The 23,313-nt window shown below is 41.2% G+C and carries 26 protein-coding genes; 17 read left to right on the top strand and 9 right to left on the bottom strand.

Annotated features, from left to right (window positions below; translation table 11 throughout):
* Position 1: 1 nt before the first annotated feature.
* The 8 genes from ACRHOZ_RS06155 to ACRHOZ_RS06120 all read left to right on the top strand — a co-directional run bounded on the left by ACRHOZ_RS06155 (position 2) and on the right by ACRHOZ_RS06120 (position 6,163).
* Positions 2-418, top strand: a complete 417-nt coding sequence (locus ACRHOZ_RS06155; protein ID WP_431123525.1) for a GNAT family N-acetyltransferase — start codon at positions 2-4, stop codon at positions 416-418.
* 3 nt (positions 419-421) lie between these two features.
* Positions 422-1,207, top strand: a complete 786-nt coding sequence (locus tag ACRHOZ_RS06150) for a HisA/HisF-related TIM barrel protein (protein WP_431123523.1) — start codon at positions 422-424, stop codon at positions 1,205-1,207.
* Positions 1,194-1,715 (top strand): DinB family protein, encoded by a 522-nt coding sequence (locus ACRHOZ_RS06145; protein WP_431123521.1) that lies wholly within the window; start codon positions 1,194-1,196, stop codon positions 1,713-1,715. The genes ACRHOZ_RS06150 and ACRHOZ_RS06145 overlap by 14 nt, the downstream gene beginning before the upstream one ends.
* Before the next feature lie 53 nt (positions 1,716-1,768).
* On the top strand, positions 1,769-1,972 hold the full coding sequence (locus tag ACRHOZ_RS06140) for a GIY-YIG nuclease family protein (RefSeq protein WP_431123519.1): 204 nt from the start codon (positions 1,769-1,771) through the stop codon (positions 1,970-1,972).
* Positions 1,973-2,085: 113 nt separating this feature from the next.
* On the top strand, positions 2,086-2,841 hold the full coding sequence (gene hisF / locus ACRHOZ_RS06135; protein WP_431123517.1) for an imidazole glycerol phosphate synthase subunit HisF: 756 nt from the start codon (positions 2,086-2,088) through the stop codon (positions 2,839-2,841).
* Between the two features lie 19 nt (positions 2,842-2,860).
* Positions 2,861-3,460, top strand: coding sequence for a bifunctional phosphoribosyl-AMP cyclohydrolase/phosphoribosyl-ATP diphosphatase HisIE (gene hisIE, locus ACRHOZ_RS06130; RefSeq protein WP_431123515.1), 600 nt, complete (start codon positions 2,861-2,863; stop codon positions 3,458-3,460).
* Between the two features lie 69 nt (positions 3,461-3,529).
* Positions 3,530-4,681 (top strand): vWA domain-containing protein, encoded by a 1,152-nt coding sequence (locus tag ACRHOZ_RS06125; protein WP_431124620.1) that lies wholly within the window; start codon positions 3,530-3,532, stop codon positions 4,679-4,681.
* A gap of 9 nt (positions 4,682-4,690) precedes the next feature.
* Entirely contained in the window at positions 4,691-6,163 is a 1,473-nt protein-coding gene (locus ACRHOZ_RS06120) for a magnesium chelatase (protein ID WP_431123513.1), read from the top strand.
* 4 nt (positions 6,164-6,167) lie between these two features.
* On the opposite strand, the gene ACRHOZ_RS06115 is transcribed toward ACRHOZ_RS06120, so the two are convergent.
* A complete protein-coding gene (locus tag ACRHOZ_RS06115) occupies positions 6,168-6,650 on the bottom strand; it encodes a hypothetical protein (protein ID WP_420399555.1) in 483 nt (160 codons plus the stop codon).
* Positions 6,651-6,784: 134 nt separating this feature from the next.
* The gene (locus ACRHOZ_RS06110; RefSeq protein ID WP_431123511.1) at positions 6,785-8,002 is read right to left on the bottom strand and encodes a DUF418 domain-containing protein; all 1,218 of its coding nucleotides are present in this window, start codon (positions 8,000-8,002) and stop codon (positions 6,785-6,787) included.
* 137 nt (positions 8,003-8,139) lie between these two features.
* On the opposite strand from ACRHOZ_RS06110, the gene ACRHOZ_RS06105 reads away from it, so the two are divergent.
* On the top strand, positions 8,140-9,015 hold the full coding sequence (locus tag ACRHOZ_RS06105) for an alpha/beta hydrolase (RefSeq protein WP_420399557.1): 876 nt from the start codon (positions 8,140-8,142) through the stop codon (positions 9,013-9,015).
* A gap of 46 nt (positions 9,016-9,061) precedes the next feature.
* Positions 9,062-9,802, top strand: coding sequence for an alpha/beta hydrolase (locus ACRHOZ_RS06100; protein WP_431123509.1), 741 nt, complete (start codon positions 9,062-9,064; stop codon positions 9,800-9,802).
* Here ACRHOZ_RS06100 and cysM read toward each other — a convergent pair.
* Entirely contained in the window at positions 9,799-10,683 is an 885-nt protein-coding gene (gene cysM, locus ACRHOZ_RS06095; protein ID WP_431123507.1) for a cysteine synthase CysM, read from the bottom strand. The genes ACRHOZ_RS06100 and cysM overlap by 4 nt on opposite strands.
* Positions 10,676-11,467 carry a serine O-acetyltransferase EpsC gene (gene epsC / locus ACRHOZ_RS06090; protein WP_431123505.1) on the bottom strand — a complete coding sequence of 264 codons (792 nt, stop codon included), beginning with the start codon at positions 11,465-11,467 and terminating at the stop codon, positions 10,676-10,678. Before epsC ends, cysM begins: the two co-directional genes overlap by 8 nt.
* Positions 11,468-11,560: 93 nt before the next feature.
* Between epsC and ACRHOZ_RS06085 the strand changes: the two genes are divergently transcribed.
* Positions 11,561-12,241 carry a DUF2461 domain-containing protein gene (locus tag ACRHOZ_RS06085; RefSeq protein WP_431123503.1) on the top strand — a complete coding sequence of 227 codons (681 nt, stop codon included), beginning with the start codon at positions 11,561-11,563 and terminating at the stop codon, positions 12,239-12,241.
* On the opposite strand, the gene ACRHOZ_RS06080 is transcribed toward ACRHOZ_RS06085, so the two are convergent.
* Positions 12,233-12,640, bottom strand: coding sequence for a glyoxalase (locus ACRHOZ_RS06080; RefSeq protein ID WP_431123500.1), 408 nt, complete (start codon positions 12,638-12,640; stop codon positions 12,233-12,235). The two genes, ACRHOZ_RS06085 and ACRHOZ_RS06080, sit on opposite strands and share 9 nt — an antisense overlap.
* Positions 12,641-12,767: 127 nt before the next feature.
* On the opposite strand from ACRHOZ_RS06080, the gene ACRHOZ_RS06075 reads away from it, so the two are divergent.
* Both ACRHOZ_RS06075 and ACRHOZ_RS06070 read left to right on the top strand, forming a co-directional pair.
* Positions 12,768-13,667 carry a DUF72 domain-containing protein gene (locus ACRHOZ_RS06075; RefSeq protein ID WP_431123498.1) on the top strand — a complete coding sequence of 300 codons (900 nt, stop codon included), beginning with the start codon at positions 12,768-12,770 and terminating at the stop codon, positions 13,665-13,667.
* Positions 13,668-13,852: 185 nt separating this feature from the next.
* Positions 13,853-14,269 (top strand): acyl-CoA thioesterase, encoded by a 417-nt coding sequence (locus ACRHOZ_RS06070; protein WP_431123496.1) that lies wholly within the window; start codon positions 13,853-13,855, stop codon positions 14,267-14,269.
* Here ACRHOZ_RS06070 and ACRHOZ_RS06065 read toward each other — a convergent pair.
* Positions 14,266-15,552, bottom strand: a complete 1,287-nt coding sequence (locus ACRHOZ_RS06065) for a dipeptidase (protein ID WP_431123493.1) — start codon at positions 15,550-15,552, stop codon at positions 14,266-14,268. The genes ACRHOZ_RS06070 and ACRHOZ_RS06065 overlap by 4 nt on opposite strands.
* 128 nt (positions 15,553-15,680) lie before the next feature.
* On the opposite strand from ACRHOZ_RS06065, the gene ACRHOZ_RS06060 reads away from it, so the two are divergent.
* A complete protein-coding gene (locus tag ACRHOZ_RS06060) occupies positions 15,681-16,469 on the top strand; it encodes a hypothetical protein (RefSeq protein ID WP_431123490.1) in 789 nt (262 codons plus the stop codon).
* An 8-nt stretch (positions 16,470-16,477) separates the two neighbouring features.
* Positions 16,478-16,834 carry a hypothetical protein gene (locus ACRHOZ_RS06055; protein WP_431123488.1) on the top strand — a complete coding sequence of 119 codons (357 nt, stop codon included), beginning with the start codon at positions 16,478-16,480 and terminating at the stop codon, positions 16,832-16,834.
* A 515-nt stretch (positions 16,835-17,349) separates the two neighbouring features.
* Here ACRHOZ_RS06055 and ACRHOZ_RS06050 read toward each other — a convergent pair.
* Positions 17,350-18,213, bottom strand: coding sequence for a sigma-70 family RNA polymerase sigma factor (locus tag ACRHOZ_RS06050; RefSeq protein ID WP_431123486.1), 864 nt, complete (start codon positions 18,211-18,213; stop codon positions 17,350-17,352).
* Between the two features lie 245 nt (positions 18,214-18,458).
* On the opposite strand from ACRHOZ_RS06050, the gene ACRHOZ_RS06045 reads away from it, so the two are divergent.
* Together ACRHOZ_RS06045 and ACRHOZ_RS06040 are read left to right on the top strand one after the other, a co-directional pair.
* A complete protein-coding gene (locus tag ACRHOZ_RS06045; RefSeq protein WP_431123484.1) occupies positions 18,459-19,970 on the top strand; it encodes a DEAD/DEAH box helicase in 1,512 nt (503 codons plus the stop codon).
* Positions 19,971-20,141: 171 nt separating this feature from the next.
* A complete protein-coding gene (locus tag ACRHOZ_RS06040; RefSeq protein ID WP_431123482.1) occupies positions 20,142-21,377 on the top strand; it encodes a glycosyltransferase in 1,236 nt (411 codons plus the stop codon).
* Positions 21,378-21,387: 10 nt separating this feature from the next.
* Here the strand turns inward: ACRHOZ_RS06040 and ACRHOZ_RS06035 are convergent, their stop codons facing one another.
* The gene (locus tag ACRHOZ_RS06035) at positions 21,388-21,885 is read right to left on the bottom strand and encodes a nuclear transport factor 2 family protein (RefSeq protein ID WP_431123479.1); all 498 of its coding nucleotides are present in this window, start codon (positions 21,883-21,885) and stop codon (positions 21,388-21,390) included.
* A complete protein-coding gene (locus ACRHOZ_RS06030; protein ID WP_431123476.1) occupies positions 21,875-23,266 on the bottom strand; it encodes a sulfatase in 1,392 nt (463 codons plus the stop codon). Before ACRHOZ_RS06030 ends, ACRHOZ_RS06035 begins: the two co-directional genes overlap by 11 nt.
* Positions 23,267-23,313: the final 47 nt, after the last annotated feature.

Below are 23,313 nucleotides of genomic sequence, written 5' to 3'. Positions count from 1 at the left end.
TATGACCTATTATATATCGTCAGACAAGCAACAATTGGACATAGATAAAGTGCACCAGGCCATTAAGGCATCCTATTGGGGAAGTTATCGGTCCATGGAAATGACCAAGACGACCATAGAACAATCCATTTGCTTTGGGGTGTATTCTGAAAAGGAGGGACAGCTTGGTTTTGCAAGGGTGTTGACCGACCATGTGGTTTTTGCTTACATTATGGATGTGATCATATTTGAGCCTTATCAAGGAAAGGGATTGGGTAAAAAATTGATTCAGCATATTCTAGATCAACCTGAGATTAACAAGGTTCATACAGTAGCTTTAAAGACAAAGGATGCCCATAAGCTCTATGATGCCTTTGGATTCCAGAAAGTTGGGAATTCGGATATGTGGATGGCCATGGACAAGGCAAAATACAATTGAAAAATGAGACTTATTCCTGCTATAGATATCATTGACGGAAAGTGTGTGAGACTCTCCAAAGGCGATTACGATACCAAAAAGGTGTATAACGAACATCCTTTGGAAGTTGCCAAGGCTTTTGAGGATCACGGAATCCAATATTTGCATTTGGTGGACTTGGACGGCGCCAAATCCAAGCACATTGTCAATCATAAGGTTTTGGAAAGCATTGCTTCAAAAACCAGCTTAAAGATTGATTTTGGAGGAGGGCTAAAGTCAGACGAGGATTTACATGTTGCCTTTGAATCTGGGGCAGATCAGATAACGGGAGGAAGTATAGCGGTCAAAGACAAAGAAGTCTTTACAGCTTGGCTGCTTCAATACGGCTCGGACAAAATTATTTTGGGTGCCGATGCCAAGGATGAGAAGGTGGCCGTATCCGGTTGGCAGGAAGAATCCGACCAATCCTTGATACCGTTTATCCAATCTTATCAGAAAAAGGGAATTGCATACGTCATCTGTACCGATATTAGCAAGGATGGCATGTTGGAGGGCCCAGCTTTTGATTTGTACGGAAAGATTTTGGACAAAACCAAAAAGGTAGAGACCAAAATCAGTGGTAGCGGGGTAGAGGATATTGAGATTCCTGGAATTCATCTGATTGCCAGTGGGGGGATTTCGGCTTATGAAGAGCTTCAAAAATTGGCTGCCCTTGGTTGTGAAGGAACCATTATAGGCAAGGCGATATATGAAAATAAAATCAGTCTAAAACAACTGGAAAAACACATTTTGGAACATGGAGTCAACTAATCAATTGCAAAATGAAGTGATTCAAAATGCGATGTATCGTATGGATGAAAGCTTGCGTATGGTCAGAATATGTTTGGACAAGCTTTCAGAAGAAGTGATTTGGAAAAAGCCCAATGCATCTGCCAATAGCATCGGTAATTTGATTCTGCATTTATGCGGAAACATCACGCAATACGGAATAGCGTCTTTGAGAGGTTTGGTCGACAATAGAGATAGGGATGCTGAATTCTCTGCTTTTGAGGGATACAACAAAACCGAATTGTACCATAAGCTTTTGGATACGGTTGAACAGGCCAAAATGGCCTTTAGGGAAGCACCACTAAGTGAGTTGATACGAAAGCGATCCGTTCAGGGATTTGAGTTCTCAGGAGTTGGAAATATCATCCATGTGGTGGAGCACTTTTCATACCATACTGGACAAATCGCGTTGTGGACCAAGATATTGAACAATAAAGATTTAGGATTCTATGATGGGGTGGATTTGAATGTGAAGAATGAGGACAACTAATAGGATAAAACTAAAAGATACGTCACCCTGAACTTGGTTCAGGGTCGCATAAAATGGAGAACAGTTATGTGTATGTCATGACAAATAAGTACAGAACCACATTTTATATCGGTATCACCTCTAATTTGTCCAAAAGAGTCGTGGAACATCAGATGGGTTTTGGTTCAAAATTCACCAAAAAATATAATCTGGCTGAACTTATTTATTATGAAACTTACTCAGATATTGAACAAGCGATAGCACGTGAGAAGCAATAGAAAAATTGGCATCATGAATAGAAGATAAACTTGATTAAAAAAACAAATCCGAAGCTAAAGACTTTGGATTACTAAAGTGAGACCCTGAAACAAGTTCAGGGTAACGAAAAAATATGCTTACAAAACGAATCATTCCCTGCCTGGATATTAAAGACGGACGCACCGTGAAAGGCGTTAACTTTGTTGACCTTAGAGATGCTGGTGACCCTGTTGAATTGGCCGCCATTTATGCCCAAGAAGGTGCTGATGAGCTGGTTTTTCTGGACATTTCCGCAACGGAGGAGAAAAGAAAGACGCTAGCCGAATTGGTATATCATGTGGGTGAAAAAGTAAATATTCCGTTCACCGTAGGTGGTGGAATTTCTTCTGTGGAGGATGTGGACATACTGCTCAAAAATGGAGCGGACAAGGTTTCCATAAATTCCTCTGCGGTCAAAAGGCCCGAGTTGATCAATGAATTGGTCAGCAAATTTGGATCCCAATGTATTGTGGTGGCCATAGATGCCAAACGAATTGATGATCAGTGGAAAGTGCACTTGGTAGGAGGTAAGGTACCCACTGAAATTGACCTGTTCCAATGGGCAAAAGAAGTGGAACAGCGTGGCGCTGGGGAAATCCTGTTCACCTCCATGGATCATGACGGCACCAAAAACGGATTTGCCAATGAAGCCTTGGCAGAACTGTCAGCATTGGTTAACATCCCGGTGATAGCTTCAGGAGGTGCAGGAAGAATTTCCCACTTTACGGACACGTTTTCAGAGGGAAAAGCGGATGCGGCCTTGGCAGCCAGCATCTTTCACTTTAAGGAAATAAGTATTAAAGAATTAAAATCAGTGCTTAGGGAAGAAGGCATTCCCGTTCGATTATAACCGTATCAATCGCTTAGAAATGGAAGTAGATTTCAATAAAATTCCAGATGGATTAATACCAGCCATCATTCAGGATGCGCAGACCAAAAACGTGCTGATGCTGGGGTATATGAACCAAGAGGCTCTAGAGAAGACCCAAAAGACCCAAAAAGTCACATTTTTTAGCAGGACCAAACAACGGCTTTGGACCAAGGGAGAGGAAAGTGGCAATTTTTTGGAGCTGATTAGCATTAAACTGGATTGTGATCGTGATACCTTATTGGTGCAGGTTAATCCTGTTGGCCCCACCTGTCATAAGGGAACAGACACTTGTTGGGGAGAAGCAAATGAGCAGAGCTACGGTTTTCTTTCACAATTGGAGGAGATTATAGCCTCCCGAAAGGTAGATCAAGAAAATCCGGATAGCTATGTGGCCTCATTATTTCGAAAAGGAATCAATAAAATAGCACAAAAAGTTGGGGAGGAAGCGGTAGAAACCGTTATCGAGGCAAAGGACAACGATGACGATTTGTTTCTGAACGAAAGCGCCGACCTCTTGTTTCATTATCTGATACTCTTACAGGCCAAAGGTTATCATCTAAGTGATATTGTACACACCCTTCAGAAACGCCATAAATAGAGATAAACAAATGCGTTAAGGTTTCTCTAAAGCCATAGGGATTACATGGAAATACCTTATTTTTATGTAATGGCTATGAATACTAGAAAGGGTTTTCGGTTTACTACCTACGAAGCGCCCCATCAAACTCCATTTGAAAAACTTTTTGAGATTTTTCAAGAACTCATCACGCATACTTCCGGTGATGTGGAGGAGGCGTTGGATTGGCTTCGGGAATTGGACAAGGAATATGAGCTTACCGACGATGATTATACCATAGATGACTTTATTGAAGACTTGAAAGCCAAGGGCTTTATCCGTGAGGAATTCGAAGACAATGGCGAGCAAGGTGATGGGGAAGAAGGAGATAGTGAAGGAAACCTATCCATTACTGCCAAGTTGGAGCGTATGCTTCGGCAGAGGGCCTTGGATCAAATTTTCGGAAAGTTGAAACGTAGTGGAAGCGGGAATCATAAAACCGGGAAGTCCGGCAGGGGAGATGAACATACCGGAGAATTCAGGGAGTACCGTTTTGGGGATGCCTTGGAACATATTTCCATGACCGAGAGTCTAAAAAATGCCCAAATCAACCATGGATTGGACAACTTTTTGTTGAACGAGGAAGATTTGGTGGTGGAGGATACCCAGTATAAAGCCCAAATGAGTACAGTGTTGATGATTGATATCTCCCACAGTATGATTTTGTACGGTGAGGACCGTATTACCCCCGCCAAAAAAGTGGCCATGGCATTGGCAGAGTTGATTACCACCAGATACCCCAAGGATACCTTAGACATTCTTGTTTTTGGAAATGATGCCTGGCCCATTGCGATTAAGGAACTTCCGTATCTAAAAGTTGGCCCTTACCATACAAACACCGTAGCTGGTTTACAGTTGGCCATGGACATGCTCCGCAGAAAACGGAATACCAATAAGCAAATCTTTATGATCACGGATGGGAAACCGTCTTGTTTAAGACTTCCCAATGGGGATTACTATAAAAACAGTGTGGGACTTGATGATTATATTGTTGAGAAATGCTACAATATGGCCCAACAGGCACGCAAGCTCCATATACCCATTACCACTTTTATGATTGCCGAAGACCCCTATTTGATGCAATTTGTTAGGGAGTTTACCAAGGCCAACAAGGGCAAGGCCTTCTATACAGGCTTAAAAGGGTTGGGTGAAATGATATTTGAGGATTACGAACAAAATAGAAGAAAAAGAATAAAAGGATAGTAAGATACCATGTCAAAATTAAAGCATGAGAACATTAAGACCCTTGGTGAACTAAAGGCCGCGGGGTACTCTTATAAGAGCATCAAAGATGAATTACGGGTTAATCTCCTGGAAAAGATAAGTAATGGCGAAGAAACTTTCCATGGGGTTTGGGGTTATGAAAATTCTGTGATTCCCGAGCTGGAACGTGCCATTTTATCCCGTCATAATATCAATTTATTGGGACTAAGGGGCCAAGCCAAAACCCGCTTGGCGCGTTTGATGGTTCAATTGTTGGACGAGTGGATTCCGGTAGTGGAAGGATCAGAAATCAATGATGATCCATTTGAGCCCATCTCACGATATGCTTTGGAATTAATCAAGGAAAAAGGGGATAAAACCCCAATTGCCTGGATTCATCGAGATGAGCGGTTTTATGAAAAACTGGCCACCCCGGATGTTACTGTTGCCGATTTAATTGGGGATATTGACCCTATTAAGGCTGCCAATCTCAAATTGTCCTATGCAGATGATCGGGTTATCCATTTTGGGATGATACCCCGTGCCAATCGAAGTATTTTTGTCATTAACGAATTACCCGATCTACAAGCCAGAATTCAGGTAGCGTTGTTTAACATTTTGCAGGAAGGCGATATTCAAATTCGAGGATTTAAACTTCGTTTGTCATTAGATCTTCAATTTGTTTTTACCGCTAATCCAGAGGACTATACCAATAGAGGTAGCATAGTCACCCCTCTGAAGGACAGAATTGGGTCTCAAATTCTAACGCACTATCCAGAAAACTTGGAAATTGCCAAGAAAATCACGCTTCAGGAAGCCCAATTGGATCAACGGCAAAAGGAGATTATCCATGTACCCGAATTGGCTCTGGACGTCCTAGAACAAATAAGTTTTGAAGCACGGAAAAGTGAATATGTGGATGCCAAAAGTGGGGTGAGCGCACGAATGAGCATCACCGCATTTGAGAATTTGTTGAGCGCCGCTGAACGCAGAATTGCCCGATCTAAAGAAGAAAAGACAACGGTTAGGCTCATGGATTTTATGGGGATAATCCCATCCATAACCGGAAAGATAGAACTGGTTTATGAAGGCGAGCAGGAGGGAGCAGGTTCTGTGGCGGAAACACTGATTGAAGATGCCATCAAATCCCTTTTTCCTTCGTATTTTCCTAAAATTTCCAAGTTGGAGCGTAAAGATGCGGAAACGGTCTATGATGAGCTGATTCATTGGTTCTTCGAAGGGGAAGGTTTTGATTTGCTGGATGAGGACAACGACCAGGAATATCGGAATAAATTGGATTCTATTTCTCCCCTAAATGCACTTCTGGAGGAATACCATCCCTCTTTGGCCAAGGAAGATTCCTATTTTATGAAGGAATTGTTGCTATGGGGATTGGTAGCTCACAAAAAGCTGAGCAAACACCGTTTTACCCAAGGTTATCAATTTAAGGACTTGTACGGAAGTTATATTCGCGGATTGTAGCGGATTACATCCAGATGTTCAAATTGTCGTTATAATTTTCAAAATTATAACTGCCAACATGCCTTTTCCGTTGCCAGAAAGAAAACAACGTTAGCAAAGGTAATATGCAATACAAAACCAATGTGGTGATGCCTATTGGCTTAAAGGTGGATGGCACTACATAACTCTGCAATTCTGAATAGGAAGTTAGGATATCCGCAGTATCATAGATCTTGAATGCATATACAATCATGATGGCATAAAGTATATATTCGAGATTTCTCATTTTTGGATCCGGCAATTCATCTTCGGTAATTTTAAACCAAAGCACATAGAGGTATAAAAAGTGTACAATGGAAAGCAATGGGAAAATATAATTGTCCAGCTTAAAAAAGTAGAACTTATTGGTATACAGTCCATAAAAATTGGACACAGCCAGAATTACCAAAACAATGAAAATCAGAATGTTGGTTCTGCGCCACGTAAGGATGTTATCTAGTAGATTCATACTGTTTTGAGATTTGGGATCCTCAATTCTTTACTCAAAGAACGGGATAACGAATCGTTTTATTTCCAACAAATCGATGAACCGCCTGCAATGTTGGGTAAGTCGGTAAATATGTTGTGAATAGACCTTGCAGGCTACCTTTTTATCGGGAAAAACTTGAAAAAGGTGGCACTCCTCCAAAGCCACTCCAAGGGGCCATATTTGAACTTGGATAGCCACCATTTGCTCAACACCATTTGAAGCGTAATGACAAAGAGTGCAATTCCGAAGGTATAGAGATTCCTTAGCTCTCCAATATAGCCCAACCCCCAACCAAACAGCAGAAATGTTCCAATAACACTTTGCCCACAGTAATTGGTCAAGGCCATTTTTCCGTAGGGAATAAATTTTTCCAAGAACTTTTGGGGTTTCGTCCTTTTATAGAGAATAACAAAAACACTAATAAGTATAAAAGTAACTGCTACGTTGTTCAGATCCATTGCGGTTAAGCCCAACATGGCTGTCCAATTATCAAAGGTTACATTTTCTCCCATACTGCCAAAAGTCACTGCCATGAGTCCCCCGGACACCAAAAAAAGTACCAATGACCAAATCCAGGTTCGCTTAACCAATTTTTTCTGTTCTCTGAATTTTTTGAAGAAACCTGTCCTACCGATATAGAGTCCCAAAAGAAAATAACCAAAGGTTGCGTATCCACGACCGAATATTCCAAATTGGAAGTCCATTTTGTTTAGATGGCTATTGAATGCGTTTGCTGAAAAAACATCGCTTAAACTTCCTTCCTTCAAAATGCTATAGTACTCCAGTACCGAAGCACTTTCCGGGGACATTTCCATAACTCCAAACATATTTTGCCCTTGGGTAAAGAAAAACACGATATACCTTCCCATTCCAAGAAAGAGCAGGGCCACGAAGCCCAGAATCCAATTATTCTTGATTTTATAAAAAGGAATCAGAAAAATTCCCAGTAAGGCATAGATAGTAAGGATATCCCCCGCATAAAACAAGCTATGAACATAGCCAATGCCTAATAATAGCAGCAGGCGCCAGAGAAATCGCCCAGCAAAGTTCTCTCCTTTTTGATGTGCTTTATCCATTTGGATAAAAAAGCTAAGGCCGAAGAGAAAGGAGAACAAGGCAAAGAATTTTCCGCGTAGCAATAGCCCAATAAATCCGTCAACTACATAGTCCATGGGGCCTTGATGTACCGCCTCATTAAAACTTGTGGGGGAAGGCGCGCCTATATAGTTTTCTACCATATGGACGATTACAATGCCCGCAAGGGCAAATCCCCTAAGGGCATCCACAATATGAATGCGTTCTTGGGGAAGGGTATTGGAGTTAGTTTTCATGATGTTTGGATGATTGATGATGTTGATTGGACTGCAATTTTCCCGAAATGTTACACTTGAAGTTAAATATTTGATTTATAAATTGCTAGGGTAGTGCCAATGCTTTTTTTTGTATTTTGGATCAAAGGCTTTGATTCATGCAAAACTGGGTTTTAATTTTATGCATAGTCCTTGGGGTATACGCACTGATCAGTGTGCTGCTCTATTTTCTACAGGACTATTTTCTATTTAAGCCCGAAAAACTTCCCGAGGATTTTCAATTTTACTACAATAACCAAGAAACGGACGAGTACAATATTGAAACTCGGGATGGCGCCGTCATCAATGGCCTTCGCTTTAAGACCGAGAATCCCAAAGGAGTTGTTTTTTACCTCAAAGGCAACTCTAAAAGTATCAAAGGCTGGGGCAAGTTTGCAGTGGATTTTACGCGCCATGGTTATGATGTGATAATGGTTGATTACAGAGGATTTGGGAAAAGTACAGGCAGACGCACCCAAAAAGCGGTAAAAAGGGACATGCAGGTCATTTACAATAAAATCAAGGATAAGGTGCCGGAAAAGTATATAATCCTTTATGGGCGTTCCATGGGCTCTGGTTTTGCAGCAAAATTGGCATCCATGAACAATCCAAGAATGCTGATTTTGGATGCACCTTATTACAGTCTGAGCAAGGTGGCCAAAAAGTACATTCCCTTTATGCCCCTCTCCATTTTAATCAAGTTTCCCATGCCCACCTATAAATGGTTACGGTACGTAAATTGCCCAATTCATATCATTCACGGAACGGATGATAAGCTTATTCCCTATAAAACCGGGGTCAAGCTATCCAAAATAAAACCAAAGTTGACCAAACTTTATACAGTAATAGGAGGAGGACATAAAAATTTAAACAATTTTGAGTCTTATCATAAGATGCTCACAGAGATTTTAACCCAGAAACCCAAAAAAGTGGACTTGGAAGGCTCCAGTTTTCATGTCAAACATGCGTCAAAAAAAGCCAATGCAAAAGCTTAAGCGTGTTCTTCTTGTTCTTTTATCCCTGCTTATTTTAATCACGATTATGTTTTATACATTTCAGGAAAAGCTGATTTTTTTACCCACCCAATTGCCCAATGATTATGAATATTCCTTTGATCAGCCTTTTGAAGAACTATTTTTGGAAGCACCTGATGGTGCCCATTTGAATGCCCTTCATTTTACGGTGGACAACCCCAAAGGACTTGTGTTATATTTTCATGGAAATGCGGGTGATTTATCCAGATGGGGAAATATTGGGACTGCTTTTACAGCATTAGGATATGAAATAGTGGTAATGGATTACCGAGGTTACGGAAAAAGTTCTGGGGAACGCAGTGAAGAGTTGCTGTATGCGGATGCCCAACTGTTTTATAACCACGTAAAAGGAATTTATGATGAAAGCCAAATCATACTGTATGGAAGATCGCTGGGGACTGGTATTGCATCCCACCTTGCCTCCAACAATAGCCCCAAAAAGTTGATTTTGGAAACACCATATTACAGCTTGGTAGATGTGGCCAAGGGCAGGTTTCCCATATTACCCGTTGGTCAAATAATGCGATATAAACTACCCTCTTTTGAATTTTTAAAGTCGGTTGAAGCTCCCATCCGTATTTTTCACGGCACTGAGGACAGGGTAGTGCCCTATGAATCGGGTAAGAAGTTGTTTAATTCCATTTCAAATTTGGATAAGAAGATGTATACCATTCCGGGAGGGCGGCACAACGACTTGGAAGGATTTGAAATCTATAAAAACGGGCTAAAATCTGAATTAATGGACTAATCAAACAGTTCTGAAGACAGATATCTATCCCCTCTGTCGCAAACAATGGACACAATGGTGCCAGTTTCCAGGGTATTGGCCAGACGAATCGCAACTGCCGCAGCACCGCCACTACTGACTCCGGCAAATATCCCCTCTTCCTTGGCCAATAACTTGGCCATGGACTCTGCTTCTTCCTGACTGACCTCCATTATCGTATCCACTTTTTTGGGATCGAAGATTTTGGGAAGGTATTCCTCGGGCCATTTTCGGATACCCGGAATTCTCGACTCATCTGTCGGTTGGACTCCCACAATCTGGATTTCAGGATTCTGCTCCTTAAGAAAAGTGGAAGTTCCCATGATGGTTCCTGTTGTTCCCATACTGGATACAAAATGCGTTATCCCTTCTTGGGTGTCCCTCCAAATTTCAGGCCCTGTTGTTTTGTAATGAGCCATCCAGTTGTCGTTGTTGGCAAACTGGTTGAGCATTTTATAACCATCGTTGTGCACCTTGGCTTCCGCATAATCCCTGGCGCCTTCAATACCAATGTCCGAAGGTGTCAAAGTAACCTTGGCCCCATAAGCTCTCATGGTTTGTACCCGTTCTTTCGTGGAATTTTCGGGCATTACCAATTCAATATCCAAGCCAAATATTCCAGCAATCATAGCAAGTGCAATACCTGTGTTACCACTGGTGGCCTCAATGAGTTTGGTCGCAGAGGTAATCTCACCCCGCTCCATACCACTCCTGATCATATTAAGGGCCGGTCTGTCTTTTACGCTTCCACCCGGATTTTGGCCTTCCAATTTAAAAAGGAGCTTAACATTGGGATTGGTGTTCAACACCTTGGACTCAACAAGAGGGGTGTTCCCGATTAGGTCTAAAATGTGATTAGACATCCGTAACCGTCTTTATTTTAACTTCCGAAGTATGGAAAACTGTGGAATTTGGAGGTACGGAAGCTGTTAACCACGCATTTCCACCGATAACGGAGTTTTCACCAATCACCGTGTTACCGCCTAGGATAGTGGCATTGGCATAAATGGTCACATTGGACATGATGGTGGGATGTCTTTTTGTTTTCTGAAGATTCTTGGCTACATATAGTGCTCCCAGCGTTACTCCCTGATATATTTTTACATTGTCGTGAATAATGGCAGTTTCACCAATTACCACACCTGTGGCGTGATCAATAAAGAACGATTTACCAATTTGGGCTCCTGGGTTGATATCCACACCGGTTTGCCTGTGCGCATATTCGGTCATTAATCTGGGAACCAAAGGAAACCCTTGCTGATAGAGTTCATGCGCCAAACGATAAATAGCTATGGCATAAAATCCTGGATAGGCCATATACACTTCTTGAAGCGAAAGGGAAGCGGGATCTCCGTTCACAATCGCCTCGGCATCCAAATTCAACTTCTCCAGAATGCTGGGCAAGGTTTGCACATAGTTGTCCCAGACTTTCACGCAAGGTCGCTCCAAGTCCCAGCAAGCTAAATCGACAAGTCTGCTGAATTGCTTTTCCAGCACCTCTAAATTTTCAGCAACAGGGGTATTTACATCGAATAGCGTATGAAACAGAAGGTTGGTAAAACTCTCAGTTTCTTCTTTAAGTCTATAGTCTAAATAGGGTAATTTTTTATGCCTATTCAGTTCTTCAATGATTTTTTGCTTGTCCATGCTTTTAAATAAAGTTTAAAAATAGCCAAATGATTACCACGCGTAACAGAAATGGCTAACTTTAGCTTAAAAATAACATCTGATACCACTACTGTGAATAATTCCTTAATTACCAAAGAAGCATTTGATTTTCTAGAAGAGCTGGCCCAAAACAATAACAAAGAGTGGTTTTCGGAGCACAAATCAACCTTTAAGAAACATGAGGCTGATGTGAAGTCTTTTTATAAGCGCCTTCAAGAATTGCTGGACACCCATGATGAAATAGAAAAAATGAAAATGTTCCGGATTTATCGGGATGTTCGCTTTTCCAAGGATAAAACTCCTTACAAAACCCATTTTGCAGGTTCTTTTTCCCGTTTGGGAGCACGGTTAAGAGGAGGATATTACCTTCATATCAAACCGGGAGGGAGCTTTGTAGCTACTGGATTTTGGGCTCCCAATAAGGAAGACCTTTTCAGGATCCGAAAGGAATTGGAAATGGATGCAACGGATTTCCGAAAAGTAATCAATGGGAAAAACTTTAAATCGGTTTGGGGTGAACTACAGGGAGAGGGGGTTAAAACTGCGCCGAAAGGGTTTGACAAAGAGCATCCCGATATTGACCTGATCAAGAAGAAACAGTTCATTTTTGTGCGGAATTTTTCGGATGCAGAAGTATTGTCCCAAAATTTCATCAACGAGGTAAATGAATCCTTTAAGGCGATACGGCCTTATTTTGATTTAATGAGTGATATTCTTACCACTAATCTTAACGGCGAATCCCTTCTAGACTAAGACTTGGTTTTCCAACAACTGCACCTGGTCTTTCAATCTGTTGATGACCATATTCATCATGCGCTTGTTCAGGGCAGAGGAGTTTAGAATGTAATTCTGGTATTCATCAACCGTAAAATGACCAATGATCATACCTTTTAGCGAGTTACGGAATTTGATATCCTTTTGGATGGAATTTTCAATAAATTCCATTCTTTTTTCCAGTGTTAACTCGTAAAAAGCTCCTTTGTGCTTTCTAATATAGTTCTTAAAAACTTCGATGATCAAGTGGTTTTGAAGCTTGATAATTGGGCGCAAAGTTTGGTTTTGAAAACGTTCATCGGAACCCATATCACTGTGGAAGGTACCTTGCCCAATCTCTGGACGCATGTCCAGAAGTTGTTCGGATCTTGAATCCATGGTTGAAAGTTTCATTAAAATTACATAATCGGGAACCTCGCATTTTTAGTGGCCTCAATAGTTTTTAACGATGTTATGAACAGGTTTTTTTTATTCATAACTTCGTTTCACCGTAATCCATATAAGCATGAAATTTGGTAAAGTAGACCATCCAGAACTTGTTGATTTCACTATCCCTGAAGACCATCCTGATACGGAAGTGGTGTTGTCCAGCACCTCAGATAATGGTACTCCGAAAATTTATGTAGGCTGTGCCAAATGGAATAGGCACGACCTAAAGAATTTCTATCCCAGGGGAACCAAGGACGAATTGGTTTACTATGCCTCCCAATTCAATAGTATAGAACTGAACGCAACTTTCTATAGAATTTTCCCGGAAGAACAATATCAAAAATGGTATGACAAAACCCCGGAAGGATTCAAATTCTTTCCTAAAATGACCAATGAGGTGAGCCATTTAAGAAGACTCAACGATAAGGTATATGAAATTGCTGACAGGTATTTGGCGGTCACTTGCCAACTAAAGGAAAAACTGGGAACCATTTTTCTGCAGATGCACAACAATTTTGGCCCTAAAAATTGGGATAGGGTACAGCAATTTGTGGAATATTGGCCCAAAGAATTTCCTCTGGCCATGGAATTTAGACACACCGATTGGTTTACAGATGAAAAGGTAGCGCAGGAGCTTTACCATCTACTAAAAGAGAACAATATTGCCAATGTTTTGGTGGACACTGCTGGCCGTAGGGACATGATGCATATGCGCTTAAGCAACAACGAAGCATTTATACGATATGTTGGGGCCAATCATGAATCGGATTACTTGAGACTTGAGGATTGGGTACAGCGATTGGTGCAATGGAAGAACAAAGGTTTGACCAACATCCATTTCTTCGTACATCAAAATTTGGAACGGGAATCTCCCTTGTTGTCCGCTCATTTTATTGAAAAACTCAATGCCCATCTGGATTCCAATTTGACCATTCCCCAAACATTGATCAGTAGGGAAAAAGGTCTGTTAGGTTAGTTTCAAGACTAAAAAGCGTGTTTTTATTTGGCAATTATTGGAAGTCAAAATTGCCAATTTCTAAATCTACTCCCGTCAGATATTCTGATTTCATAATTCGATGGGTATTAGGATTCTTTTGGGATTGCACACCTCTTTTTTGATCTAATTTTGTTATAAAACAAGTCAAATAAATCCCTTATAGTATGAGATTTCACACCAGAAAATGGGTAAAACCTGAAGATCTTAATGCAAATGGAACACTGTTCGGAGGTAAAGTACTTGCGTGGATAGATGAGGAAGCGGCGCTATATAGCATTATACAACTTGAAAGTAAAAAGGTGGTGACCAAATATATATCGGAAATCAATTTTATGAGTACGGCCGTTGAAGGTGATATTGTTGAGATAGGTATGGAAGTAACGAAATTTGGGCATACTTCAATTTCATTGAACTGTGAAGTACGGAACAAAATGACCCATGAAAGCATCGTTACCGTGGACAACATAATCATGGTAAACCTTGATGCCAAGGGAAATCCTACGCCTCATGGTAAAACCAAGATTGAGTACGTTAAGGACAGGTTGGCCAAAAAAGACAAAGAAGCATTGGAAAACGCTTAAGATTGCTTGGCTTCAGCAATACTTTGAACTTGATCCAACACCCGAAGCAAGTTTTCGCCCCACAACTTGGCAATATCCTCTTCGGAATAACCTCTTTTGACCAGTTCCAATGTCACATTAAAAGTTTCGGAAGCATCAGACCATCCAGCTATTCCACCCCCACCATCAAAATCGGAGCTAATTCCCACGTGATCTATCCCGATAAGTTTTACCATATAGTCTATATGATCTACTAAATCGGTTACGCCAACAGCTTCTGGTACATTGGGATCCTTGGCAGCCTTCTCATTCCCAAGTTTGGATACTCTGGGGTAGTTCTCCATGAACTCATTTTGCTGTTCCTTGGTCAACGACGAGAACATGGAACGATCGTACCAGTTTAATTCCAGTGAATCCGCAATCTTTTGGTTCACTTCTTTCATATAAGCAGCTCTTGCTTCATGCTTTTCCGTATTTAAGTAGGAGCTAAAGGCAACCGTCTGGACCACCCCACCATTTTCCTTGAGAAGCAGCAATTGTTCGTCACTCAAATTCCTGCTGTGATCGCATAACGCCCTTGCAGAGGAATGGGAAGCAATAATGGGTGCTTCTGAAAGTTGGACCATCTGTTTCATCGATTCGGCGGAGGGATGAGAGATATCAATCATGATTCCCAGTCTATTCATCTCTCTTACAGCTTGTTTGCCCAAGTCACTTAAACCATTATGCAGCCATTCATTATCTGCTTCACCCGTATTGGAATCACAGAACTGGCTATGTCCATTATGGGATAGTGAAATGTATCTCGCACCTCGGTTATAATAGTCCTCAAACTTGGCAAGATCCTCACCAATGGGATATGCGTTTTCTACTCCGATCATGGCCACTTTTTTTCCGGTAGCCGCAATTCGTCTAACATCCACGGAGGAAAGTGCCAGTTCTATTCTGTCTGGTGCATATACCTCGCATAGCCTATGGATAGCTTCAAATTTGGAAATGGCATTGTCAGAGGCCGCTGCATAGCCTTCGGCATTCAAAGAATCCTGTCCCGTATAGACGATTAACCAAGCAACATCCAATCCGCCTTCTTCCATTTTAGGCAGATTTATTTGGGTTTCCAGTCGCTGTGTGTAGTTGATGCTGTCCGTGAAATTCTTCACATTGATGTCGTCATGGGTATCTATGGTAATGACCTTTTGATGGATTCTTAGGGCTTTCTCCTCCAAGCTTTCTGGTTTTTCGGATTTCTTTTCTGCGCATGAAAATAATAAAGTAAAACAGAACAAAATTTGAAAATATCTCATGGTCTAAAATTTACACCTACAAATAACGCATTTTGACAACAAAATGGAAGAGGTATGGAACATTTAGTTGTTGCCCGCGCAAAGAATATACATATTCAACCTATATAAGAATCATTAATTGACATAGTTTGGGAACTAGGGAGTTATTAACGTATTTGGAAAAACTGGAAATTGGATTAAGTAGCTTCTCTTATGAGGAACTGGGAACAGAAGAGGCTGGAAAACTCAAGCGCTCTTTCGATATTTTTAGAACAGGACTGGAAGACAAGGTCTTTGGCGTTCCAGAAATGAAACAGTTGGATGTGATCTACGAGCAAGTAGGGATCCAATCGTCGTCTTCATCGATTAATCATGAGAGTTTTAGCAAAGGTAATTCGGTAACGCAGTTGTTGACCTTGATAGCGCTGTTGGACAAGACCAACTTGGATCAACGCCAAAGAGAGATTGTATGGGCACTGCAAAAAGTAGGAGAACGGTTAAAAACTGATGAACTGGATCAATCCAATATCTCAGTACAGAATAACCAACAATTGATTGAAAAAAACCTCGAGTCCTTTATGACCACATCAAAGGTCAATTTAAAACCGGTCTTGGAGGAATGCATGGGCCAAATGGAACTTCTGGAGGAACTGGTTCGAATTTACAAACAGAACGTCTTGGAGTTTATCGGGAAGATCAAAGTGCATCTTCAAACTGAAAATTTTCGAGGTGTGGGTTTTGCCTGTCAAAAGATTGAGGCCTGCCTTAAAATGATGAAAACTGTTAGTTTACTGGAGATTACCGAACAAATGAGTACGGTCTGCAAGACTGATAATGACATAAAATACTTAAATTTCCTATACCAACAGTTCTTGGTAGAATACCCAAAAGTAGAAGAGTTGGTCGATTTTGAAATTGATGCGCTCAGAAATATGTAAACACCAACATGGTCAAAAACCTTCCGGAATATCATCAAAGTGTCTTCTATCCTTTATTGGAACATGCCACGGATGTGGACTGTAAACTGATGCTCATTGACCAAATGTTGGAGATAGGAGACAAAAAGGATTTGGCCTTACTGGAAGAACTGGAAACCCACGATAATCATAAAATCAGCAGCAAAGCTTTTGAAATTAGGTGCGCGCTCCTGGAAAAATTGGGCATTGCCGATCCATCAGAAAAAACACGTTTGCCCATGGACTTGTGCTTTATCTATGATGAGTTCAATATAGAACCCTCTGATGTGGATCCAGACCTTGATATGGACTTTGGTGTTCCGTTGGATATCCTGGATTCTGAGTAGTTTGGAACATGAATACGCTAGTTAAGTCCCATTACTCTTGTTTTCTTGTTGATTTCCTTTCTGTTAGGGCGAATATTGCCATAATCCAGAAACCCCATTAACAGGCTTCACAACTAAATTCACTTGTTTTACCACAAATTATTGGCCTTTCATAATCTTTGTCTTAAGTTCACGTTATAAGTATAACCCCAAACAAAAACCACTTAATAATTATGTTATACGATACCTACGGTGAAGAATATTTGGCATTTCTTCAAGAATTAAATGAAATACTGAGCTTAAACGAACTCGCAGAGTTGGATTATTTATAGAACAAACACCCCAAAACCTTAGTTCATGAAAAATCAAAACCAGGAAAACACCGCTTATTTGAGTTTTATCCAAGATTTAAATCAAATGCTGACAGATTTTAATATCAGTCAATTAAGCCGTCCATAAGTTGGACCTGGGTACAAAGCATTAAAAAAGGGTTGCCATACGGCAGCCCTTTTTCGTTTTAGGTCTAGCATTGGTTCTCAACCAAGATAAGACTTCAAAATCTTGCTCTTGGAAGTGTGTCTTAATTTCCGAATGGCCTTTTCCCTGATTTGACGCACGCGTTCCCTAGTCAAGTCAAACGTACTGCCTATTTCCTCCAAGGTCATGGACTGCTGATCTCCAATACCGTAGTACAGCCGAACAACATCTGCTTCTCGAGGAGATAGAGTCTCAAGTGCCCTGTTGATTTCTGTATAAAGTGATTGATGCATCAACTCCTTGTCTGGCTTGGGTGACTCCCCTGAGTTCAATACATCATATAGGCTGGACGTTTCTCCTTCTTTCAACGGTGCATCCATGGAAACGTGCCTTCCGGTATTCTTTAAGGATTGCTTCACCTCGGAAACGGTCATATCCAGTTCCTTGGCAATTTCTTCGGCAGAAGGCGGTCTTTCGTGAGCCTGCTCCAGATAGGAAAAAGTCTTTTTGATTTTATTGATAGAACCAATTTTGTTCAATGGAAGTCGTACCACTCGGGACTGTTCGGCCAGAGCCTGAAGAATGGACTGCCGGATCCACCATACGGCATAAGAGATAAATTTGAATCCACGGGTTTCATCAAACCGTTGTGCTGCCTTAACCAAACCCAAATTCCCTTCATTGATTAAATCGGGTAGGGTCAACCCCTGATTTTGATATTGTTTGGCAACAGAAACCACAAACCGAAGATTGGCATTGGTCAACTTCTCCAAAGCCGCTTGATCACCCTCACGAATCCTCTGCGCCAATTCCACTTCTTCTTGCGCAGTAATCAGTTCAATCTTACTGATGTCCTGTAGATATTTGTCAAGGGATTTTGATTCGCGGTTGGTTACTTGTTTTATGATTTTTAACTGCCTCATGGGTGTGTTTAGGATTGAAGTGAATTTAAGCATTCATAATACACTTTATAACACAATTTTCCAAGTGCCAAATGTTATTGTTATTAAAATGTTATTAGCATGTGGGAAAGTGATTCATTATCAGTGGTCTAGGCAATTGTTGATAGTATTTTAAAAGAAATGCGACCACATTGTCCAACCCAAGTGCAAAAAACTCCTAATTTTGTAAGGTTTGATATTTTGGAACCTTTAATCCATATTTTCCGTTGGAAATAGAAAAAGCCGTTAGCAAAAAAAACTTATACGATTACCAACAAGAAGATCTAAAAAAGATTTTCAAACACATCAATGAGCTGCCTCAAGGCACCAATATCCTGTACCAATTACCTACAGGAGGAGGAAAAACTGTGGTTTTTTCTGAAATTACACGAAAATATACCCAAGAAACGGGCAAAAAGGTCATTGTACTCACCCATAGAATCGAGTTGAGCGGGCAAACTTCCAAAATGTTGCACGGCTTTGGTGTGGCCAATAAAATTATCAATAGCGACGTAAAGGAGCTCTACGATCAAGATGAGTATATGTGCTTTGTGGCCATGGTGGAGACCCTAAATAACAGACTTCAGGAAGAAAAGGTAAAGCTGAACAATATTGGATTGGTGATTATTGATGAGGCGCACTACAACTCCTTCAGAAAACTTTTTAAATACTTTGAAGAATCTACCATTTTGGGGGTTACGGCCACACCTTTGAGTTCCAACATTAAACTTCCCATGAAGGATAATTACAAACATCTGATCATAGGGGAGTCCATTAAATCTTTGATAGAAAAACAGTTTTTAGCTAAGGCCAATCTCTATAATTACGATGTAAGCCTTCGTACCCTAAAGCTGGGTATTAACGGGGACTATACCGTAAAATCCTCCGATGAGTTTTATGGCAATCATAGCATGCTTGGCAAGTTGCTGACAGCTTACGAGGATGTGGCCAAAGGAACCAAGACCTTGATTTTCAATAACGGTATCAGCACTTCCCTTTATGTTTATGAAACCTTTAAAAAGGCGGGGTACAAAATCCGACATCTGGACAACAAGAACACGGCTAACGAAAGGCGCGAAATCCTGGATTGGTTTGCCAACACCCCGGAAGCCATTTTAACCTCGGTTAGTATATTGACCACCGGTTTTGATGAACCTTCGGTGCAATCCATTATCCTAAACAGGGCTACCCGTTCATTGACCTTGTATTTTCAAATGATTGGTAGGGGTTCGCGAATCCTGGAAAATAAGGATGAGTTTTCTGTAATTGATTTGGGGAACAATATTGCCCGCTTCGGGCCATGGGATGCTCCTGTGGATTGGCAGGAAATTTTCCACTTTCCTGATTTCTATCTGGAAAACATCAAGAATGATGAGGACATTGAACGGGAATTTGTTTATGAAATGCCTGAGGAGCTAAAGGCCAAATTCAGTAAATCCGAGAATATCACCTTTAACATTAAGGAGGAATACAAAAAGGTCTTTGCCCAAGGGAAAAAATCCAAGGAAGTATTGGAAATGAGTATTGAGCAGCATGCCAACATCTGCGTGGAAAACAGTGAGGATGTCTTTGATGCCAGAATCTTGGCCAAGGAGCTCAAGGAGGAAATTGCGTATAGGGTACGACAATATTCCTACTGTATCATGAACAACACCAAGAACTACAAAGAGTGGTTGGAAGAAGATTATGAACGAAAACTCCGTTCCAGCATTTCCAAAAAATTTGCAGCTCTGATGTAGACTGATGGAGGGTTGGATTCTTGGATTCCCTTAACACTGACAATTGTTGACTGTATATTGTTAATTGATAATAGTTCATCCAACAACGAGCATTAAAACTCATTTTCAACTTTCCACTTTCAATTTTAAACTTTGCTTTATTGTACATTACCAATTGTTAATTGATTATTGTTGAAGAAAATCCTCATCATCGGACAAGTATGGCCAGAGCCCACAACCACAGCAGCTGGGAAGCGGATGTTGCAATTGATCAACGCGTTTTTGGAGTTTGGATATGATGTGACTTTTGGTTGTGTGGCTGCTAGGACAGAACATAGCTTGGATTTGGAAACAATGGGAGTTAGGCAGGTGGCACTTCAACTGAACCATGCCAGTTTTGATGATTTTATCCAGGATTTACAACCCAGCTATGTAGTTTTTGACCGTTTCATGACCGAAGAACAATTTGGATGGCGGGTAGCAGAGTTCGCTCCTGATTCGGTGCGGATACTCAACACGGAAGACCTTCACTCATTACGTAAATCCCGCGAAGAATGCTTTAAAAAAGGGGAGGAATTCAAGGAGGGACACTGGAAAAACCATCCCATGACCATTAGGGAAATGGCTAGCATTTATCGCTCAGATTTAACGCTTATGATTTCCTCCTTTGAAATGCAACTATTGACCCACGAGGCCAATCTTCCTGAAAGTCTCTTAAAATATCTCCCTTTCATGTTGAATGCGCCCAGGGAGGAGCAACTGGCTTCTTGGCCGAACTTTGACCAGCGAAGGGATTTTGTATGTGTAGGCAATGGCAAGCATACGCCAAATGTGGAAGCCATTAAAAAATTGAAAAAGACCATTTGGCCTATCATCCGACAGCGTTTACCTGAAGCTAAACTTTGCATTTATGGAGCCTATCTGCCACAGCAGGTATTGGAAATGCACAATCCCAAAGAAGGTTTTGTTGTAAAGGGTTGGGTAGAAGATTTAAATACAACACTCCAGAGTTCTCGGGTGCTCTTGGCGCCCATTCAATTTGGAGCGGGCATCAAAGGAAAATTGGTAGATGCCATGTTGAATGGCACACCATCCGTGACCACACCCATGGGAGCTGAGGGGGTGCATGGTGATCTTGACTGGTCTGGGGCCATTTGCGCAGATTGGCAAAGTTTTGCCCAATCGGCTATAGAGCTATATACAGACACATCTAAATGGCAAGATGCCCAAAACCAAGGATTGGAAATACTCATAGATCAATTTCCAAAATCCAACATCCAAAATTCGCTAAAGAAGGATTTGGAAAAAGTACAGAAGCATTTGGAACAACGCCGTAGCGAAAACTTCATTGGCAGAATGCTACTACAGCAGGGATTGGCCGCCACCAAGTATATGGGGAAATGGATCGAGGAGAAAAACAAGAAGTAGGGACGAAGCTCTACTTTAACCACGTATTGGAATTTTTACGGGTATCGTAATTGACCAGATTTGATGGATAATTGATCCAATCCACTTGCTTTATGATTTTACCAGACTCGTTTAAGGTAAGCAGCGTGGTAAAATGCATGGCTTCAAATTCTGTATCGCTCCATTTAAATGGGGTAAAGTAACCACTAACGGTAACTCTGTTGTCATCCACCGTTATCTCATTAACCACCAAACTACTTTCTTCCAAGAGTTCAAAGTCTGGATTGGACCAATCAAAGAAATCCCTTAGAGCCTTTTTGCCCTCAATTCGGTCGCCATTAATGATATCTTCCAAAACCGCAGAATCATCATAAAAGTCTAAAAAACGTTCAAAATCTTGGCGCTTGTTGAACACATGGTAGAATTCTTCAATGGTTTCCCTGTTGGGATTGGTTTTTTGGGTTTCACAAGAACTCAATAGTGTCACCAATATCAAGATCCAACAAGAAAAGAGTTTACTATTCTTCATAATCGGGGTTTAAAGTTGAAGGAATTGGTGCTTCGGTGTTTGCCCACCATAGTTTAAGTTGCTCCAGAAGTTCTTCGGCTTTTTCAGGATACTCCAATGCAAGATTATGCTGTTCTCCAATATCCTCTTTTAGGTTGTAGAGCTCCATTTCCTTGTCTTCAAAATAGTAATGTAGTTTCCAATCCCCGTCCCGAATCACCGAACCTGGACGTGTTCGAAACAGAGGATCTCGATTCTCATTATTGTCAACATCATACGCCTGCAAATAAATGGGGAAGTGCCAGTATAACGCCCTTTCCAGTTGCCTTTCTGAACCGTATAAAATGGGCAATAGATTGGTTCCGTCTAGAGATTCCTCCTGGAAATCGATACCAGCAGCCTCCAGAAGAGTAGGGAACAGGTCCAAATTAGTGATGGGCACATCATTTTTAACGTTGGGTTCAATCTTATCCTTCCAAACAAAAAAGAAAGGTTCCCGGATTCCTCCTTCATAGTAACTGCCTTTGCCTGCACGCAAGGGCTTTTGTTGTGTTATTCCATACAAACCTCCGTTGTCCGAAGTAAAAACTATAAGCGTATTCTCCAAATGCTCCTTTTCTTTAAGCTTTGAAATGAGCAAACCTATGTTCCTATCCAAGTTTTCCACCATGGTAGCATAGGCTGCATTGTCTTGCCCGTGCGTTCCTAATTTGTCTTGATATTTTTCCAATAATGCCGTTATTGGTTGTATGGGGGTATGAACCGCATAAGGGGAATAGTATAAAAAGAAGGGGCCACTCACTGAATCCACAAACGCTACCGTTTGTTCCATGACCAAGTCCGTAAGATGCTCACTTTTCCCGGCTTCAATTTTTACATTTTTGTAGGGCGGATAATAACTGCTGGGATGCCCATTGTGCCCACCACCAATGTTTTTGTCAAAACCAAAGTCCAAGGGGTCATCACTTAAGTGCCATTTACCGGCATGGCAGGTGGTGTACCCGTTTTGTTGCAAAATCTGTGGAAAAATGGTGTGATTGTTCGCCAGGGTAGTTGTGTTTTTGGTCGGAATAAGTTTTCGTTGCTTGGTGTTACCCCTCTCTGAACTTGCTACGGTATAAATACCATGCCTGGGAGTCCATTGCCCCGTCATTAAACAGGCGCGGCTGGGCGCACAGTTAGCTGCAGCTGCATAGCCATTGGTAAAAGCCATGCCCAGTTGGGCCAAAGCATCCAAATTGGGAGTCTCGTAATATTCCGAGCCCATAAAACCCACATCCTTCCATCCCATATCGTCAATATTGATCAATACAATGTTGGGTTGGGTGGGGGTGTTTTCCTTTTGGGAACAAGAACAAACCATCCATGCAAAAACCAGATAAATAAGAACACTAAATCTCATGGAAGTGATATTAGCCCATATTTATCAGAATGCAAAATTTGAAACCT

The sequence above is a fragment of the Flagellimonas flava genome (assembly GCF_050617915.1).
GTDB classification, from domain to species: Bacteria; Bacteroidota; Bacteroidia; order Flavobacteriales; family Flavobacteriaceae; genus Flagellimonas; species Flagellimonas flava_A.
Note: the sequence above shows the minus strand (reverse complement) of the source record. Positions and strands in the feature narration are given on the sequence as shown.

What these genes read in the sequence shown, in the direction of transcription:
- ACRHOZ_RS06150 (WP_431123523.1), top strand. Translation starts at nt 422, where the DNA reads ATGAGACTTATTCCTGCTATAGATATCATTGACGGAAAGTGTGTGAGA.
- ACRHOZ_RS06140 (WP_431123519.1), top strand. Translation starts at nt 1,769, where the DNA reads ATGGAGAACAGTTATGTGTATGTCATGACAAATAAGTACAGAACCACA.
- ACRHOZ_RS06055 (WP_431123488.1), top strand. Translation starts at nt 16,478, where the DNA reads ATGGTCAAAAACCTTCCGGAATATCATCAAAGTGTCTTCTATCCTTTA.
- ACRHOZ_RS06120 (WP_431123513.1), top strand. Translation starts at nt 4,691, where the DNA reads ATGTCAAAATTAAAGCATGAGAACATTAAGACCCTTGGTGAACTAAAG.
- cysM (WP_431123507.1), bottom strand. Translation starts at nt 10,683, where the DNA reads ATGTCTAATCACATTTTAGACCTAATCGGGAACACCCCTCTTGTTGAG.
- hisF (WP_431123517.1), top strand. Translation starts at nt 2,086, where the DNA reads ATGCTTACAAAACGAATCATTCCCTGCCTGGATATTAAAGACGGACGC.
- ACRHOZ_RS06065 (WP_431123493.1), bottom strand. Translation starts at nt 15,552, where the DNA reads ATGAGATATTTTCAAATTTTGTTCTGTTTTACTTTATTATTTTCATGC.
- hisIE (WP_431123515.1), top strand. Translation starts at nt 2,861, where the DNA reads ATGGAAGTAGATTTCAATAAAATTCCAGATGGATTAATACCAGCCATC.
- ACRHOZ_RS06075 (WP_431123498.1), top strand. Translation starts at nt 12,768, where the DNA reads ATGAAATTTGGTAAAGTAGACCATCCAGAACTTGTTGATTTCACTATC.
- ACRHOZ_RS06070 (WP_431123496.1), top strand. Translation starts at nt 13,853, where the DNA reads ATGAGATTTCACACCAGAAAATGGGTAAAACCTGAAGATCTTAATGCA.
- ACRHOZ_RS06105 (WP_420399557.1), top strand. Translation starts at nt 8,140, where the DNA reads ATGCAAAACTGGGTTTTAATTTTATGCATAGTCCTTGGGGTATACGCA.
- ACRHOZ_RS06145 (WP_431123521.1), top strand. Translation starts at nt 1,194, where the DNA reads ATGGAGTCAACTAATCAATTGCAAAATGAAGTGATTCAAAATGCGATG.
- ACRHOZ_RS06115 (WP_420399555.1), bottom strand. Translation starts at nt 6,650, where the DNA reads ATGAATCTACTAGATAACATCCTTACGTGGCGCAGAACCAACATTCTG.
- ACRHOZ_RS06125 (WP_431124620.1), top strand. Translation starts at nt 3,530, where the DNA reads ATGGCTATGAATACTAGAAAGGGTTTTCGGTTTACTACCTACGAAGCG.
- ACRHOZ_RS06050 (WP_431123486.1), bottom strand. Translation starts at nt 18,213, where the DNA reads ATGAGGCAGTTAAAAATCATAAAACAAGTAACCAACCGCGAATCAAAA.
- ACRHOZ_RS06030 (WP_431123476.1), bottom strand. Translation starts at nt 23,266, where the DNA reads ATGAGATTTAGTGTTCTTATTTATCTGGTTTTTGCATGGATGGTTTGT.
- ACRHOZ_RS06155 (WP_431123525.1), top strand. Translation starts at nt 2, where the DNA reads ATGACCTATTATATATCGTCAGACAAGCAACAATTGGACATAGATAAA.
- ACRHOZ_RS06080 (WP_431123500.1), bottom strand. Translation starts at nt 12,640, where the DNA reads ATGGATTCAAGATCCGAACAACTTCTGGACATGCGTCCAGAGATTGGG.
- ACRHOZ_RS06100 (WP_431123509.1), top strand. Translation starts at nt 9,062, where the DNA reads ATGTTTTATACATTTCAGGAAAAGCTGATTTTTTTACCCACCCAATTG.
- epsC (WP_431123505.1), bottom strand. Translation starts at nt 11,467, where the DNA reads ATGGACAAGCAAAAAATCATTGAAGAACTGAATAGGCATAAAAAATTA.
- ACRHOZ_RS06035 (WP_431123479.1), bottom strand. Translation starts at nt 21,885, where the DNA reads ATGAAGAATAGTAAACTCTTTTCTTGTTGGATCTTGATATTGGTGACA.
- ACRHOZ_RS06110 (WP_431123511.1), bottom strand. Translation starts at nt 8,002, where the DNA reads ATGAAAACTAACTCCAATACCCTTCCCCAAGAACGCATTCATATTGTG.